The sequence below is a fragment of the Pseudomonas kulmbachensis genome (assembly GCF_963681935.1).
Lineage (GTDB): Bacteria > Pseudomonadota > Gammaproteobacteria > Pseudomonadales > Pseudomonadaceae > Aquipseudomonas > Aquipseudomonas kulmbachensis.
The window spans coordinates 5,291,502-5,307,097 of the sequence record NZ_OY817088.1 but is presented as its reverse complement, the minus strand read 5'-3'; the positions used below and the strand labels follow the sequence as shown (position 1 = coordinate 5,307,097).

Below are 15,596 nucleotides of genomic sequence, written 5' to 3'. Positions count from 1 at the left end.
GGATATCCCCTAAGTTGAAAGCCGGTGAGGCAAAAACAGGCGCCATTGTAGCGGCCGCGGGCCCACTTATCCACATGTAGGTGACCTGCATATAAGGAGACAACAGGCTTTTTGCTGTGAACAAAGCGACAAATGGTATGTGCATAAGGTCTGTGGATAAGCGGGCCTAAGCTCGTTGCACAAGTGGGGTCGAAACTCTGTGCATAAGTCGCCTGTGGATAAAAGCCCCTTTCATGCACAGCTTATCCGCGGGTGCAGCACAGGCAGAGCACGGTTTTTGGACAACCTTTCGGATCGCTGATAGCCTTTAACCATATGGGCTGTAGCAAGTTATCCACAGATAGTGGCTCCTCTAAGAGTAGTTACATCTTTAAAAGAGCTTTAAATACTTCGTTTTTTTATTTCTATAGTTGGCAGGCGAAAGGCTTGTGCAAAACGACAAACATCTATTTACCGGTAAACGCTGGTTGGAAATTGACCTATTGGCTTGCATTCTCTAGAATCGCCGGTCTCTTAAAACGGGGGCCATTCCGGCCCGTTGTGGACGAACCAGGTAGCACGACATGAAACGTACTTTCCAACCAAGCACTATCAAACGCGCCCGCACTCACGGTTTCCGTGCTCGCATGGCAACCAAAAACGGCCGTGCAGTCCTGTCGCGTCGCCGCGCCAAAGGCCGTGCACGTCTGGCAGTTTGATAATCAGACAATGGTGGTGAGTCAGGACTTCAGTCGGGAAAAGCGGTTACTCACTCCCCGACACTTCAAGGCAGTCTTTGACTCCCCCACCGGCAAGGTTCCGGGGAAAAATCTCCTGCTCCTTGCGCGCAGCAACGATCTTGATCACCCCCGCTTGGGGTTAGTAATCGGGAAAAAGAGCGTAAAGCTCTCCGTTCAGCGCAATCGCCTTAAGCGTTTGATGCGTGAATCGTTTCGTCTCCACCAGGATTTACTGGTTGGTTGGGATATCGTTATCGTCGCGCGCAAAGGTTTGGGTGACGTAGAGAACCCCGAATTGATTCAGCATTTCGGCAAACTCTGGAAGCGTCTGGCCCGTAACACGCCAGTTCCAGTGGTTAAAACCGAAACTGTAGGGGTAGGCAGTCCTGATGCGTAAACTGGCGCTCGTTCCGATCCAGTTTTATCGCTATGCCATTAGTCCTTTGATGGCCAGCCACTGCCGTTTCTACCCCAGTTGTTCCTGCTACGCGTTGGAAGCCATCGAAAATCATGGCCTTCTGCGCGGCGGCTGGCTGACCTTTCGTCGTTTAGGTCGCTGTCACCCGTGGAATCCCGGTGGTTACGACCCGGTTCCGCCTATCCCTACCTCCCGTTCTTCTTGATGGCCGAGTAATCATGGATATTAAACGCACGATCCTGATCGTCGCTCTAGCAGTCGTGTCCTACGTTATGGTTCTGAAATGGAACCAGGACTATGGCCAAGCTGCCCTGCCGACTCAGAATGTTGCCGCCAGCACCACCGCGCCGGCTTTGCCCGATACGGTTTCAGGTAACAACGCTTCGAACAGTGCCGATGTACCCAGCGCCAATACCGATACCAGCAAACCGACTGAAACTCCGGTGGCTGCTAGCAAAGACCTCATCCACGTAAAAACGGATGTTCTGGACATCGCGATTGATCCACAAGGTGGTGATATTGCCCAGCTGCGTCTGCCGCTTTATCCACGTCGCCAGGATCACCCGGACGTTCCTTTCCAGTTGTTCGATAACGGCAACGAACGTACCTATCTGGCACAAAGTGGCCTGACAGGCGTTGACGGTCCGGACGCTCGTGCGTCAGGTCGCCCTGTTTTCAACACTGAAAAGAAGACCTACGAACTGGCCCCAGGCCAGGATCAGTTGGTTGTTGATCTGAAATTCAGCGAAAACGGCATCAATTACATCAAGCGTTTCACGCTCAAGCGTGGTTTGTACGATGTACAAGTCAGCTATTTGATTGATAACGAGAGCAGCAAGCCGTGGAACGGCAACCTGTTCGCGCAATTGAAGCGTGACGCCAGCTCCGATCCTTCTTCCAGCACTGCCACCGGCACTGCGACTTACCTGGGCGCTGCCCTGTGGACAAGTTCAGAGCCGTACAAAAAAGTGTCGATGAAAGATATCGACAAGGCTCAGCTGAAAGAAACCGTACAAGGCGGCTGGGTTGCTTGGTTGCAGCACTACTTTGTGACCGCGTGGATCCCTCAGAAAGGCGATAGCAACGTCGTTCAGACCCGCAAAGACAGCCAAGGCAACTACATCATCGGTTTCACTGGCCCAACGTTGACCGTTGAGCCGGGCAAAACTGCTGAAACCAGCGCTACGTTGTACGCAGGTCCGAAGAGCCAGGGTGTACTCAAAGAGTTATCCCCAGGCCTGGAACTGACCGTCGACTACGGCATTCTGTGGTTTATCGCTCAGCCTATTTTCTGGTTGCTGCAACATATCCACAGCCTGGTAGGTAACTGGGGTTGGTCGATTATTTTCCTGACCATGCTGATCAAAGGGATCTTCTTCCCTCTGTCGGCCGCCAGCTACAAGTCGATGGCTCGCATGCGCGCCGTGGCACCAAAACTGGCTGCTCTGAAAGAGCAGTTCGGTGATGACCGCCAGAAAATGTCGCAAGCAATGATGGAGCTGTACAAGAAAGAGAAGATCAATCCACTGGGCGGCTGCTTGCCAATCCTGGTGCAGATGCCGGTCTTCCTGTCCTTGTACTGGGTACTTCTGGAAAGTGTTGAAATGCGCCAGGCGCCGTTCATGCTCTGGATTACCGACCTGTCGATCAAAGACCCGTTCTTCATTCTGCCGATCATCATGGGCGCAACCATGTTCATCCAGCAGCGTCTGAACCCGACTCCGCCGGATCCGATGCAGGCCAAGGTGATGAAGCTGATGCCTATCATCTTCACCTTCTTCTTCCTGTGGTTCCCTGCTGGTCTGGTGCTGTACTGGGTTGTGAACAACTGCCTGTCCATCGCTCAACAGTGGTACATCACCCGTAAAGTTGAAGCTGCTACCAAAAAAGCAGCCGAGTAACCTACTCTGGTGAGCACCACTCAAAACGCCCCCTAGTGGGGCGTTTTGCTATCCGTCACTTTTGTTTTGAGGCCTGTTTATGAGTGTTCCGGCTGAGACCATTGCCGCAGTAGCGACCGCCCAGGGCCGAGGTGGTGTGGGGATCGTACGTATTTCCGGCCCGCTCGCCAGTGTTGCGGCGCAAGCATTCAGCGAACGCGAGCTGAAACCGCGTTATGCCCATTACGGCCCTTTTTACGGTGAAAACCGTGAAGTGCTGGACGAAGGCATCGCGCTGTATTTCCCCGGCCCCAACTCCTTTACCGGCGAAGACGTACTGGAACTGCAAGGCCACGGCGGCCCGATCGTTCTGGATATGCTGCTGCAGCGCTGCATCCAACTGGGTTGCCGTCTGGCTCGTCCGGGCGAATTCAGCGAGCGCGCATTTTTAAATGACAAGCTCGACCTGGCCCAGGCCGAGGCGATTGCCGACCTGATCGAGGCAAGTTCTGCACAGGCTGCGCGTAACGCATTGCGTTCCTTGCAGGGAGCTTTCTCACAACGTGTGCATAACTTGACCGAGCAATTGATCGGTTTGCGCATCTATGTCGAAGCGGCGATTGATTTCCCGGAAGAAGAAATCGATTTTTTGGCCGATGGCCATGTGCTTGGCATGCTGGACAAGGTTCGCGAAGAGTTATCCACCGTTCAGCGCGAAGCCGGGCAAGGTGCCTTGCTGCGTGATGGCATGAATGTGGTCATTGCCGGTCGACCCAATGCTGGCAAATCGAGCTTGCTCAATGCCCTGGCCGGACGTGAAGCGGCCATCGTGACCGAGATTGCCGGTACTACCCGTGACGTATTGCGTGAACATATCCACATCGATGGCATGCCGCTGCATGTGGTCGACACGGCAGGGTTGCGCGATACCGACGATCATGTGGAAAAAATTGGCGTGCAGCGGGCACTCAAGGCTATTGGCGAAGCCGATCGGGTGTTGTTGGTAGTTGATGCCACTGCACCGGAAGCGGATGACCCGTTTGCCCTGTGGCCGGAGTTTCTTGAACAGCGCCCTGATCCGGCGAAAGTGACCCTGATCCGCAACAAGGCAGACCTCAGCGGCGAGAACATTGCCCTGGAGGTCAGCGAAGATGGCCATGTCACGATCAGCCTGAGCGCCAAATCAACGGATGGCCTGGACTTGCTGCGTGAACACCTCAAGGCCTGCATGGGCTATGAGCAGACCTCTGAAAGCAGCTTCAGCGCGCGCCGTCGCCATCTGGAGGCGTTGCAGCAAGCAAGCAAAGCACTTGAGCACGGCAGGGCGCAACTGACCCTGGCGGGCGCAGGCGAGTTGCTGGCTGAGGATCTGCGCCAAGCGCAGCATTCACTGGGTGAGATTACCGGGGCATTCAGCTCTGATGATTTGCTGGGGCGGATTTTCTCGAGCTTCTGTATCGGTAAGTAAACTCGTAGCAGCTGGCTGCGTTCGGCGACGTAGTCGTCGTAAATCCTGAGTGCCAGTTTTAACTGGCACACCGCAGTGTCTGATTTTGCGACGGCTTCGCCGCCGAACGCAGCCTCGTTCCTTCGTCAGCTGCTACAGTTATCCACATTCCCAACGAGGTATTAGTCCAATGCGCAATTGATGCCGCCGCGATGCTTGCGGCCAGTTCTCGATTCCCCTGCAACAGGGGGTAGATCTGTGCATCTCTGGAGTGCGTATGACTCACGTTACCTATGTAACGCTGGAAGGCGTTTCTTATCATCTGCCCGATGGCAGTTTCCTGTTTTCAGACCTTGATCTGCATCTCGACCATCGCCGTACCGGCCTGGTAGGGCGTAATGGTGTGGGCAAAAGTGTATTGGCACGTCTGATCGCTGGGGATATCTTTCCCTCCACAGGCCGCTGCACGCGCAATGGCTCTGTGTATTACCTGGCCCAGCAAATCAGCCCCGATCCCGCACATACCGTGGCACACCTAGCCGGTGTGCAGTCCATCATTAGCGCTCTTGAGCGAATAGAGCAGGGCAGCACTGAGCAAGCAGACTTTGATTGCGTCGGCGAACGCTGGGGTATTCGTCAGCAATTGTTCGACCAGTTGAGCCAGAACAACCTCACCCACCTGACGCCCTCGACCCCCACTTCAGTCCTCAGCGGCGGCGAAGCCATGCGTGTGGCCCTGATGGGTGCCTTCTTGTCTCAAGCCGACCTGTTGATACTGGATGAACCCACCAATCATCTGGATAACCAGCACCGTCTTGCCCTCCATGAGCAGTTGCAGCAGTGGCCCAACGGCTTGCTTGTAATCAGCCATGATCGCGACTTGTTGGAGCACATGGAGCGCATTGTTGAGTTGTCATCCCTGGGGCTCACCCGTTATGGCGGTGGTTTTTCGTTTTATACACAGGCCAAAGCCGAGCAACAACAAGCGGCGCAACAACAACTGGCATCGGTCAGGCTGGAGCGAAAGCGTCAGGAACAGGCCCTGCGTGAGCAAAAAGAGCGTCTTGAGCGCAGCCAATCCCGTGGCCGCAAACAGGCCAGTGATGCCAATCAGGCCAAAATTTTACTGGGCCGACAAAAGGAACGTAGCCAGACCAGCAGTGGCAAACTGCGGGTACAACAGGATGCAGCACGCGAACAATTGTCTGCTCAAGTCCGCCAGGCAGCGAGTCAGGTAGAAGAGCAGCAGGCCATCTTTGTTTATCCGCCTCAAGCTTGCCAAAGCGCGCCGGTGCAAATCGCTGAATTAATTGATGCCCGTCTGCCACTAGGGACTGAGCAGTTGCGCTCCATCAATCTCACGCTAACGCGTGGCCAGCGTATTGCCTTGGTGGGACCAAACGGCTGCGGCAAGTCAACCTTGCTCAAGGTACTGGCTGGGCAACTATCGGTTGTTTCAGGTCAGGCCCGGACCTTCGTAACTGCCGCTTATCTCGACCAGCACCTGGGAGTGTTAAAGCCTGAGCAATCCGTTCTTGAGCAATTGCAGTCCCTCAATCGGCAGCTCAATGAAGGTGAATTGCGCACCCGGCTGGCGCAATTGGGCCTGAATGCAGAACAAGTCAATCAGCCATGCAACCGACTCAGTTGGGGTGAACGCCTGAAAGCCGCCATGGCTTGCGTGTTCTATGCCGCGTCCCCTCCACAGTTGTTATTACTCGATGAACCAGCCAATCACCTGGATCTGCCTTCAGTTCAGGCCCTGGAAAGCATGCTCAAACAGTACCCCGGTACTTTGGTTGTTACCTCACACGACGAGGTGTTTTTTGGCCGCTGTTGGAATTACCCACAGGCTCCAGGCATCACCCACAGGCTGGCTGTATACCCCTCTCTAAGGGTACTGGCGCGTGCCGTTTATCACTTTTATCACTGACCGATCGTCCGACCGCGTGAAGAATTGACCCTTCATGCGGTTTTCGGCTGCCTGTTTATTGGCTAAAAACCGCGTAAACAGCAGAATAAGCCCTGTGCATAACTGGCCTTCAGGTCAGTGGGTAAGTAGGCCTGAAAACTGAAGATAACCACCCCTGTGGATAAGAACCTGTTTTACCCACAGGCTTAAAGCACTTATCCAAGCCTCTTATTGGCACATGAACACAGACTTTTGAATCTCTGTACAGTACGTAGAATATAGCCTGTAGCAATCTATCCACAGAAAGGTGCCTCAGTAGAAATAAACATAAAAACAAAGCTTTATAAATTTCTTCTCTATTTATTTATCTATCTTGCCCTTATCCACAGCTGGTTAAATTTTGTGCAAAGGGTTCTTTAAGAAGGGCGAAGTCCCTATACTTCGCGGTCTATCCAAAAAACCCCTAGTAACAGGCACGAGGTGCGTGGTGAATTTCCCTTCCCGTTTTGCAGTGATCGTCATCGGCGGCGGTCACGCCGGAACCGAGGCTGCACTTGCTTCAGCACGCATGGGCGTAAAAACCCTGCTGTTGACCCACAACGTGGAAACCCTCGGGCAAATGAGCTGCAATCCTGCGATTGGCGGGATTGGTAAAAGCCATCTGGTTAAAGAAATCGACGCCCTTGGCGGCGCGATGGCGATGGCTACCGATAAAGGCGGTATCCAGTTCCGTGTACTCAACGGGCGCAAAGGCCCGGCAGTGCGCGCAACCCGCGCACAGGCCGACCGCATCCTGTACAAGGCGGCGATACGCGAAATTCTGGAAAACCAGCCCAACCTGTGGATATTTCAACAGGCTGCTGATGACCTGATCGTTGAACAGGACCAAGTCCGCGGCGTAGTAACCCAAATGGGCCTGCGCTTCATGGCTGATGCAGTAGTTTTGACCACTGGCACCTTCCTCGGCGGACTTATCCACATCGGAATGCAGAACTACTCGGGCGGCCGAGCCGGTGATCCACCTTCGATTGCCCTCGCACATCGCCTGCGTGAACTGCCTCTGCGAGTTGGTCGCCTGAAAACCGGTACACCACCGCGTATCGATGGCCGCTCTGTAGATTTCTCGGTAATGACCGAGCAACCAGGCGATACCCCGATTCCAGTGATGTCGTTCATGGGCAACAAAGAACAGCACCCGGCCCAGGTCAGTTGCTGGATTACCCATACCAACGCCCGCACCCACGAAATCATTGCGTCCAACCTTGATCGTTCACCGATGTATTCGGGTGTGATCGAAGGTATTGGCCCACGTTACTGCCCGTCGATCGAAGACAAGATCCATCGCTTTGCCGACAAGGAAAGCCACCAGGTCTTTATCGAACCGGAAGGTTTGACGACCCATGAGTTGTACCCGAACGGGATTTCCACCTCCTTGCCGTTCGATGTACAGATCCAGATCGTGCAATCGATTCGCGGTATGGAAAACGCCCATATCGTGCGTCCCGGCTATGCCATCGAGTACGACTACTTCGATCCGCGTGACCTGAAATACAGCCTCGAAACCAAAGTTATCGGCGGTTTGTTCTTTGCAGGGCAAATCAACGGCACTACCGGTTACGAAGAAGCCGGCGCCCAGGGTTTGCTGGCTGGCGCCAACGCTGCATTGCTCGCACAGGGCAAGGAAAGCTGGTGCCCGCGTCGCGATGAGGCGTACATCGGGGTATTGGTCGATGACCTGATTACCTTGGGTACTCAAGAACCGTACCGGATGTTCACCTCCCGCGCCGAATACCGCTTGATCCTGCGCGAAGACAACGCTGACATGCGTTTGACCGAAAAAGGCCGCGAATTGGGCCTGGTCGACGACGCCCGTTGGGCGGCGTTCTGCACCAAGCGCGAAAGCATTGCGCAGGAAGAACAACGACTCAAAAGTACCTGGGTTCGCCCGGGGACTGAGCAAGGCGATGCGATTGCTGCCAAGTTCGGCACGCCTCTGACCCATGAATACAATTTGCTGAATCTGCTGACCCGTCCAGAAATCGACTACGTCGGTCTGATTGAAGTGACCGGGCAGGGCGCCGAAGATCCGTTGGTCGCCGAACAGGTTGAGATCAAAACCAAGTACGCCGGTTATATCGATCGTCAGCAAGACGAAATTGCCCGTTTGCGCGCCAGTGAAAACACCAAACTACCTGTGGATATCGATTACACGACCATCTCCGGTCTGTCGAAAGAGATCCAGAGCAAGCTGGGCGCCACCCGTCCCGAGACCTTGGGCCAGGCTTCGCGCATTCCCGGCGTGACTCCGGCGGCGATTTCCCTGTTGATGATTCACCTGAAAAAGCGCGGCGCTGGCCGCACGTTGGAGCAAAACGCTTGAGTTCGCTGGTTACCGCACAACACGCCGAAGAGTTATCCACAGGTGCACGCCAACTGGGTGTCGCACTGACCGAAAACCAGCATCAGCTATTGCTGGGTTATCTGGCCCTGTTGATCAAATGGAACAAGGCCTACAACCTCACGGCTGTGCGTAACCCGGACGAAATGGTGTCGCGCCATTTGCTCGACAGTCTGAGCGTAATGCCCTTCATCGAAAACGGCCGTTGGCTGGATGTGGGTAGCGGTGGCGGGATGCCGGGCATCCCTCTGGCGATCCTGTTTCCCGAGTCGCAAGTGACCTGTCTGGACAGCAACGGCAAGAAAACCCGTTTTCTGACCCAGGTGAAACTCGAACTCAAGCTGGATAACTTGCAAGTTATCCACAGCCGCGTTGAAGAGTTTCAGCCTGAGCTGCCATTCAATGGAATTGTTTCCAGGGCTTTCAGCAGCATGGAGAACTTCAGCAACTGGACGCGTCACCTTGGCAACAGCGAAACACGCTGGCTGGCAATGAAGGGCGTTCATCCGGCTGATGAGCTGGTAGCATTGCCGTCTGATTTTCGTCTAGATAGCGAACACGCCTTGACCGTTCCAGGTTGCCAAGGCCAACGCCATCTGCTGATACTGCGCCGCACGGCATGATTGGGAACGCAAGCAAGAATGGCTAAGGTATTCGCAATAGCGAACCAAAAGGGTGGTGTGGGTAAAACCACCACCTGTATCAACCTCGCAGCATCGCTGGTCGCGACCAAGCGCCGCGTGCTGCTGATCGACCTTGATCCACAAGGCAACGCCACCATGGGTAGCGGTGTGGATAAACACGGTCTCGAGAATTCGGTCTACGACCTGTTGATCGGCGAATGCGACCTGGCTCAGGCCATGCACGTCTCCGAACACGGTGGTTACCAGCTTCTGCCCGCTAACCGCGACCTGACGGCAGCCGAAGTGGTGCTGCTCGAAATGCAGATGAAAGAAAGCCGTCTGCGCACAGCTCTGGCGCCGGTTCGCGAGAGCTACGATTACATTTTGATCGATTGCCCGCCGTCTCTGTCGATGCTGACCCTGAACGCTCTGGTTGCTGCCGATGGGGTGATTATCCCCATGCAGTGCGAGTACTTCGCACTCGAAGGCTTGAGCGACCTTGTGGATAACATCAAGCGTATCGCTGAGCTGCTGAATCCGAACCTGAAGATCGAAGGCCTGCTGCGGACCATGTATGACCCGCGCCTGAGCCTGATGAACGATGTCTCGGCGCAGCTCAAGGAACACTTCGGCGAGCAGCTCTACGACACGGTTATTCCGCGCAACATTCGTCTGGCCGAGGCTCCAAGCTACGGCATGCCTGCATTGGCCTATGACAAGAATTCCCGTGGCGCGATTGCTTACCTTGCCCTGGCGGGCGAGCTGGTTCGTCGTCAACGTCGTTCTACCCGCACGCCTCAGCCAACTTAAGGAAATCCCATGGCCGTCAAGAAACGAGGTCTCGGACGCGGACTGGATGCACTCCTGAGTGGTCCAACAGTCAGCTCGCTGGAAGAGCAAGCGGTCAAGGTTGATCAAAGCGAACTGCAACACTTGCCTCTGGACCTGATCCAGCGCGGCAAGTATCAGCCTCGTCGCGATATGGATCCGCAGGCGCTTGAAGAGCTGGCAAGCTCGATCAGGTCTCAAGGCGTGATGCAACCGATCGTGGTTCGCCCGATTGAAGGCAACCGCTTTGAGATCATTGCCGGTGAGCGCCGCTGGCGCGCCAGCCAACAGGCAGGCAAGGACACCATCCCGGCGATGGTCAAAGACGTACCGGATGAAACCGCCATCGCGATGGCGCTGATCGAGAACATCCAGCGCGAAGACCTCAACCCGATTGAAGAAGCCGTCGCCTTGCAGCGCTTGCAGCAAGAGTTCCAGCTGACTCAGCAACAGGTCGCCGACGCTGTGGGTAAGTCCCGAGTGTCTGTGGCTAACTTGTTGCGATTGATTGCATTGCCGGAAGTGATCAAGACCATGCTGTCCCACGGTGACCTGGAAATGGGTCATGCGCGGGCATTGCTCGGTTTGCCTGAAAATCAACAGGTTGAAGGGGCGCGACACGTTGTCGCACGCGGTCTGACAGTGCGTCAGACCGAAGCCCTGGTTCGCCAGTGGCTGAGCGGCAAACAAGAGCCTGCTGAACCGGTTAAACCCGATCCGGACATTACCCGGCTCGAACAGCGCCTGGCTGAGCGCCTAGGCTCTGCGGTGCAGATCCGCCACGGAAAGAAGGGAAAAGGCCAGTTAGTGATTGGTTACAATTCTCTGGATGAGCTTCAGGGAGTGCTTGCTCACATCCGCTGAAACAATTCCCCATGTAGCGCGCAGTCGGAAATCACTACCTGACAGTTGAATAGGGGCTTAAGCGCCCCTATACTCTGCGCGCATTTTGTCGGCACAAATTATGCCAAGTTTTCAGTTTTTGGTAGCCGACCTTTGAGGAGCAGTTGTGATGGAAACCCGCACGCCAAACCGCTTGCCGTTCCATCGCTTGGCGGTTTTTCCGGTTTTACTGGCTCAATTTGTCGTTTTATTGCTGGCTGCTTTGGGGCTCTGGCAATGGCATGGAGTCGTCGCCGGATATTCAGGACTCTGCGGAGGCCTGATAGCTTTGCTACCCAATGTGTATTTTGCTCACAGGGCTTTTCGGTTTTCCGGCGCCCGAGCAGCGCAAGCCATCGTCCGGTCGTTTTACGCCGGTGAGGCGGGCAAGTTAATTTTGACGGCAGTGCTGTTCGCGCTGACGTTTGCAGGTGTGAAGCCATTGGCGCCGTTAGCAGTATTCGGCGTCTTCGTGTTGACCCAACTGGTCAGCTGGTTCGCTCCCCTGCTAATGAGAACAACACTTTCGAGACCTTAGGGCGTTTGAGGCAACCATGGCAGAAACAACCGCTTCGGGCTATATCCAGCACCACTTACAGAACCTGACCTTTGGGCAGCTACCTGATGGCGGCTGGGGCTTTGCTCACACCGTTGCAGAAGCTAAAGCAATGGGTTTTTGGGCATTCCACGTCGATACCCTCGGCTGGTCGCTTTTTGTTGGTCTGATCTTCATCCTCGTATTCCGCATGGCGGCCAAGAAGGCAACTTCCGGGCAACCAGGCGCACTGCAGAACTTCGTAGAAGTACTGGTGGAATTCGTTGATGGCAGCGTAAAAGACAGTTTCCACGGTCGCAGTGCAGTTATTGCACCGCTGGCGCTGACCATTTTCGTCTGGGTGTTCCTGATGAACGCCATCGACCTGGTTCCGGTTGACTGGATTCCTCAGTTGGCGATCCTGATCACTGGCGATGAGCACTTCCCATTCCGTGCCGTACCGACGACTGATCCAAACGCGACCATGGGCATGGCCCTGTCGGTATTCGCGTTGATCATCTTCTACAGCATCAAAATCAAGGGCATCGGCGGCTTTATCGGCGAACTGACCCTGCACCCGTTCGGCAGCAAGAACATTTTTGTTCAGGCGCTGTTGATTCCGGTGAACTTCCTGCTCGAATTCGTGACGTTGATTGCCAAGCCTATTTCGTTGGCTCTGCGTCTGTTCGGCAACATGTACGCTGGCGAACTGGTGTTTATCCTGATCGCCGTAATGTTCGGCAGCGGCCTGCTTTGGCTTAGCGGTCTGGGCGTGGTGCTGCAATGGGCGTGGGCTGTATTCCACATCCTGATCATCACCTTGCAAGCGTTCATCTTCATGATGTTGACCATCGTCTACCTGTCGATGGCACACGAAGATAACCACTAAGATCCGCTTCGGCGAGTCTTGTGCTCCTCTCGCCTTCGGGTGAGAGGGCGTCGCAAAATGATTTTGTTTTACCGCTTTAATCTAAAAACCTAAACCATACGACGTAAAAGTCGGGAGGAAAGATGGAAACTGTAGTTGGTCTAACCGCTATCGCTGTTGCACTGTTGATCGGCCTGGGCGCACTGGGTACCGCAATTGGTTTCGGCCTGTTGGGTGGCAAGTTCCTGGAAGGCGCAGCGCGTCAACCAGAAATGGTCCCAATGCTGCAAGTTAAAATGTTCATCGTTGCCGGTCTGCTCGACGCCGTAACCATGATCGGTGTTGGTATCGCACTGTTCTTCACCTTCGCGAACCCCTTCGTTGGTCAACTCGCTGGCTAATCACTCGAATTTTCGAGTTGATTAGAGTGATGGACAACGAACGAGCGAGGTGTTGGCGTGAACATTAATGCAACCCTGATTGGCCAGTCCGTTGCGTTCTTCATTTTTGTACTGTTTTGCATGAAGTTCGTGTGGCCTCCGGTCATCGCGGCATTGCAAGAACGTCAGAAGAAGATTGCGGCTGGATTGGACGCTGCTAACCGAGCAGCTCGCGACCTGGAGTTGGCCCAAGATAAAGCGGGTCAACAACTGCGCGAAGCTAAGGCTCAAGCAGCTGAAATCATTGAGCAAGCCAAGAAGCGCGGTACTCAGATCGTAGACGAAGCCCGTGAACAGGCTCGCTTTGAAGCTGACCGTGTGAAGGCTCAGGCTCAGGCCGAGATCGAACAGGAAATCAACAGTGTTAAAGACGCGCTGCGCACCCAATTGGGTAGCTTGGCCGTTGAAGGCGCTGAAAAAATCCTGGGCGCCACAATCGATCAAAACGCGCACGCGGAGCTGGTTAACAAACTGGCTGCTGAAATTTAAGCGAGGGCGATCATGGCAGAATTGACCACGTTGGCCCGACCTTACGCTAAGGCAGCCTTCGAGCACGCCCAGGCCCACCAGCAACTGGCCTCTTGGTCAGCCATGCTCGGCCTGGCTGCAGCAGTGTCGCAAGACGACACTATGCAGCGCGTGCTCAAGGCCCCGCGACTGACGAGCGCAGAAAAGGCCGCCACGTTTATTGACGTGTGCGGCGACAAGTTCGATGTAAAAGTACAGAACTTCATCCACGTCGTTGCCGAAAACGACCGTCTCCCGCTTTTGCCGGAGATTGCCGCTCTGTTTGACCTGTACAAGGCCGAACAAGAGAAGTCGGTAGACGTAGAAGTGACCAGTGCTTTTGCATTGAACCAAGAACAGCAAGACAAACTCGCCAAGGTTCTCAGTGCACGACTCAACCGGGAAGTGCGCCTGCAAGTTGCGGAGGATGCCAGCCTTATAGGTGGTGTCATCATCCGCGCCGGCGACCTGGTTATCGATGGCTCGGTTCGCGGAAAACTCGCAAGCCTTGCCGAAGCATTGAAATCTTGAGTTTGAAGGGGCAGCAGAGCAATGCAGCAACTCAATCCTTCCGAAATAAGTGAAATTATCAAGGGCCGCATCGAAAAACTCGATGTGACCTCCCAAGCCCGTAACGAAGGCACCATCGTCAGCGTATCTGACGGTATTGTGCGGATTCACGGTCTGGCCGACGTAATGTACGGCGAGATGATCGAGTTTCCGGGCAGCGTCTTCGGTATGGCTCTCAACCTTGAGCAAGACTCTGTAGGTGCCGTAGTACTGGGCTCGTACACGACTCTGGCTGAAGGCATGAGCGCCAAGTGCACTGGCCGCATCCTGGAAGTTCCGGTTGGTAAGGAACTGCTGGGTCGCGTTGTCGACGCACTGGGTAACCCAGTTGACGGCAAAGGTCCGCTGAACAACACCGAGACTGATGCAGTCGAGAAAGTTGCTCCAGGCGTGATCTGGCGTAAGTCGGTAGACCAGCCTGTACAGACTGGCTACAAGGCTGTCGATGCCATGATTCCTGTCGGCCGTGGCCAGCGTGAGCTGATCATCGGTGACCGTCAGATCGGTAAAACCGCTCTGGCGATCGACGCGATCATCAACCAGAAGAACAGCGGCATTTTCTGTGTATACGTAGCGATCGGTCAGAAGCAATCGACTATCGCCAACGTGGTTCGCAAGCTGGAAGAAAACGGCGCGTTGGCTAACACCATCGTCGTTGCTGCCAGTGCTTCCGAATCCGCAGCGCTGCAGTTCCTGGCACCGTACTCCGGTTGCACCATGGGCGAATACTTCCGCGACCGCGGTGAAGACGCGCTGATCGTTTATGACGATCTGTCCAAGCAAGCAGTGGCTTACCGCCAGATTTCCCTGCTGCTGCGCCGTCCACCAGGCCGTGAAGCTTACCCAGGCGACGTGTTCTATCTCCACTCCCGTCTGCTGGAGCGCGCATCCCGCGTTTCCGAAGAGTACGTAGAGAAGTTCACCAACGGCGCAGTGACCGGCAAAACCGGTTCCCTGACCGCACTGCCGATCATCGAAACTCAAGCTGGCGACGTTTCCGCGTTCGTTCCGACCAACGTGATTTCCATCACTGACGGTCAGATCTTCCTGGAATCGGCCATGTTCAACTCCGGGATCCGTCCTGCAGTGAACGCCGGTGTTTCGGTATCCCGTGTGGGTGGTGCCGCTCAGACCAAGATCATCAAGAAGCTGTCCGGTGGTATCCGTACCGCTCTGGCTCAGTACCGTGAACTGGCAGCATTTGCCCAGTTCGCCTCTGACCTGGACGAAGCGACCCGTAAGCAACTTGAGCATGGTCAGCGCGTTACCGAGCTGATGAAGCAGAAGCAATACGCACCAATGTCGATCGCTGACATGGCGCTGTCGCTGTATGCCGCTGAGCGTGGGTTCCTGACTGACGTCGAAATCACCAAGGTCGGTAGCTTTGAACAAGCGCTGATTGCTTACTTCAACCGCGATCACGCCGAACTTATGGCGAAGATCAACGTTAAAGGTGACTTCAATGACGAAATCGACGCTGGCATCAAAGCCGGTATCGAGAAGTTCAAGGCCACCCAAACCTGGTAAGCCGCAGCGGGAGTCGCAAGGCTCCCGCTTGCTAACCTGATA

Annotated in this window: 15 protein-coding genes and 1 pseudogene; all 16 read left to right on the top strand. The window is 55.0% G+C overall.

From position 1 onward, the window contains the following. Positions 1-563 precede the first annotated feature (563 nt). Positions 564-698 carry a 50S ribosomal protein L34 gene (gene rpmH, locus U5A05_RS24230; RefSeq protein WP_003213577.1) on the top strand — a complete coding sequence of 45 codons (135 nt, stop codon included), beginning with the start codon at positions 564-566 and terminating at the stop codon, positions 696-698. A 16-nt stretch (positions 699-714) separates the two neighbouring features. Then, positions 715-1,116 carry a ribonuclease P protein component gene (gene rnpA / locus U5A05_RS24225; protein WP_261742522.1) on the top strand — a complete coding sequence of 134 codons (402 nt, stop codon included), beginning with the start codon at positions 715-717 and terminating at the stop codon, positions 1,114-1,116. Next, entirely contained in the window at positions 1,109-1,342 is a 234-nt protein-coding gene (gene yidD / locus U5A05_RS24220) for a membrane protein insertion efficiency factor YidD (RefSeq protein WP_019828647.1), read from the top strand. The genes rnpA and yidD overlap by 8 nt, the downstream gene beginning before the upstream one ends. A 13-nt stretch (positions 1,343-1,355) precedes the next feature. Continuing rightward, positions 1,356-3,038, top strand: a complete 1,683-nt coding sequence (gene yidC, locus U5A05_RS24215) for a membrane protein insertase YidC (RefSeq protein ID WP_261740330.1) — start codon at positions 1,356-1,358, stop codon at positions 3,036-3,038. Positions 3,039-3,117: 79 nt separating this feature from the next. Next, positions 3,118-4,485, top strand: a complete 1,368-nt coding sequence (gene mnmE / locus U5A05_RS24210; protein WP_261740329.1) for a tRNA uridine-5-carboxymethylaminomethyl(34) synthesis GTPase MnmE — start codon at positions 3,118-3,120, stop codon at positions 4,483-4,485. 256 nt (positions 4,486-4,741) lie between these two features. Further along, positions 4,742-6,359 (top strand): annotated as a pseudogene (locus U5A05_RS24205) (ABC-F family ATP-binding cassette domain-containing protein). A 504-nt stretch (positions 6,360-6,863) separates the two neighbouring features. After that, the gene (gene mnmG / locus U5A05_RS24200; protein ID WP_261740327.1) at positions 6,864-8,756 is read left to right on the top strand and encodes a tRNA uridine-5-carboxymethylaminomethyl(34) synthesis enzyme MnmG; all 1,893 of its coding nucleotides are present in this window, start codon (positions 6,864-6,866) and stop codon (positions 8,754-8,756) included. Next, positions 8,753-9,397, top strand: coding sequence for a 16S rRNA (guanine(527)-N(7))-methyltransferase RsmG (rsmG, locus tag U5A05_RS24195; protein ID WP_261740326.1), 645 nt, complete (start codon positions 8,753-8,755; stop codon positions 9,395-9,397). Before mnmG ends, rsmG begins: the two co-directional genes overlap by 4 nt. 18 nt (positions 9,398-9,415) lie before the next feature. Then, positions 9,416-10,207: a ParA family protein gene (locus tag U5A05_RS24190; protein ID WP_016782871.1), complete on the top strand. Its 792-nt coding sequence runs from the start codon at positions 9,416-9,418 to the stop codon at positions 10,205-10,207. Between the two features lie 9 nt (positions 10,208-10,216). Continuing rightward, a complete protein-coding gene (locus U5A05_RS24185) occupies positions 10,217-11,089 on the top strand; it encodes a ParB/RepB/Spo0J family partition protein (RefSeq protein ID WP_261740325.1) in 873 nt (290 codons plus the stop codon). 148 nt (positions 11,090-11,237) lie between these two features. Beyond that, positions 11,238-11,645, top strand: a complete 408-nt coding sequence (locus tag U5A05_RS24180) for a F0F1 ATP synthase subunit I (protein WP_003437994.1) — start codon at positions 11,238-11,240, stop codon at positions 11,643-11,645. 16 nt (positions 11,646-11,661) lie between these two features. Then, positions 11,662-12,531, top strand: coding sequence for a F0F1 ATP synthase subunit A (gene atpB, locus U5A05_RS24175; RefSeq protein ID WP_095036260.1), 870 nt, complete (start codon positions 11,662-11,664; stop codon positions 12,529-12,531). 122 nt (positions 12,532-12,653) lie between these two features. After that, on the top strand, positions 12,654-12,911 hold the full coding sequence (gene atpE / locus U5A05_RS24170) for a F0F1 ATP synthase subunit C (RefSeq protein ID WP_002555987.1): 258 nt from the start codon (positions 12,654-12,656) through the stop codon (positions 12,909-12,911). 57 nt (positions 12,912-12,968) lie between these two features. Further along, on the top strand, positions 12,969-13,439 hold the full coding sequence (locus U5A05_RS24165) for a F0F1 ATP synthase subunit B (protein ID WP_321835154.1): 471 nt from the start codon (positions 12,969-12,971) through the stop codon (positions 13,437-13,439). A gap of 12 nt (positions 13,440-13,451) precedes the next feature. Beyond that, positions 13,452-13,988 (top strand): F0F1 ATP synthase subunit delta, encoded by a 537-nt coding sequence (locus U5A05_RS24160; protein ID WP_261740322.1) that lies wholly within the window; start codon positions 13,452-13,454, stop codon positions 13,986-13,988. A gap of 21 nt (positions 13,989-14,009) precedes the next feature. After that, complete coding sequence (gene atpA, locus U5A05_RS24155; RefSeq protein WP_048362224.1) at positions 14,010-15,554, top strand: F0F1 ATP synthase subunit alpha; 1,545 nt, start codon at positions 14,010-14,012, stop codon at positions 15,552-15,554. Positions 15,555-15,596 lie beyond the last annotated feature (42 nt).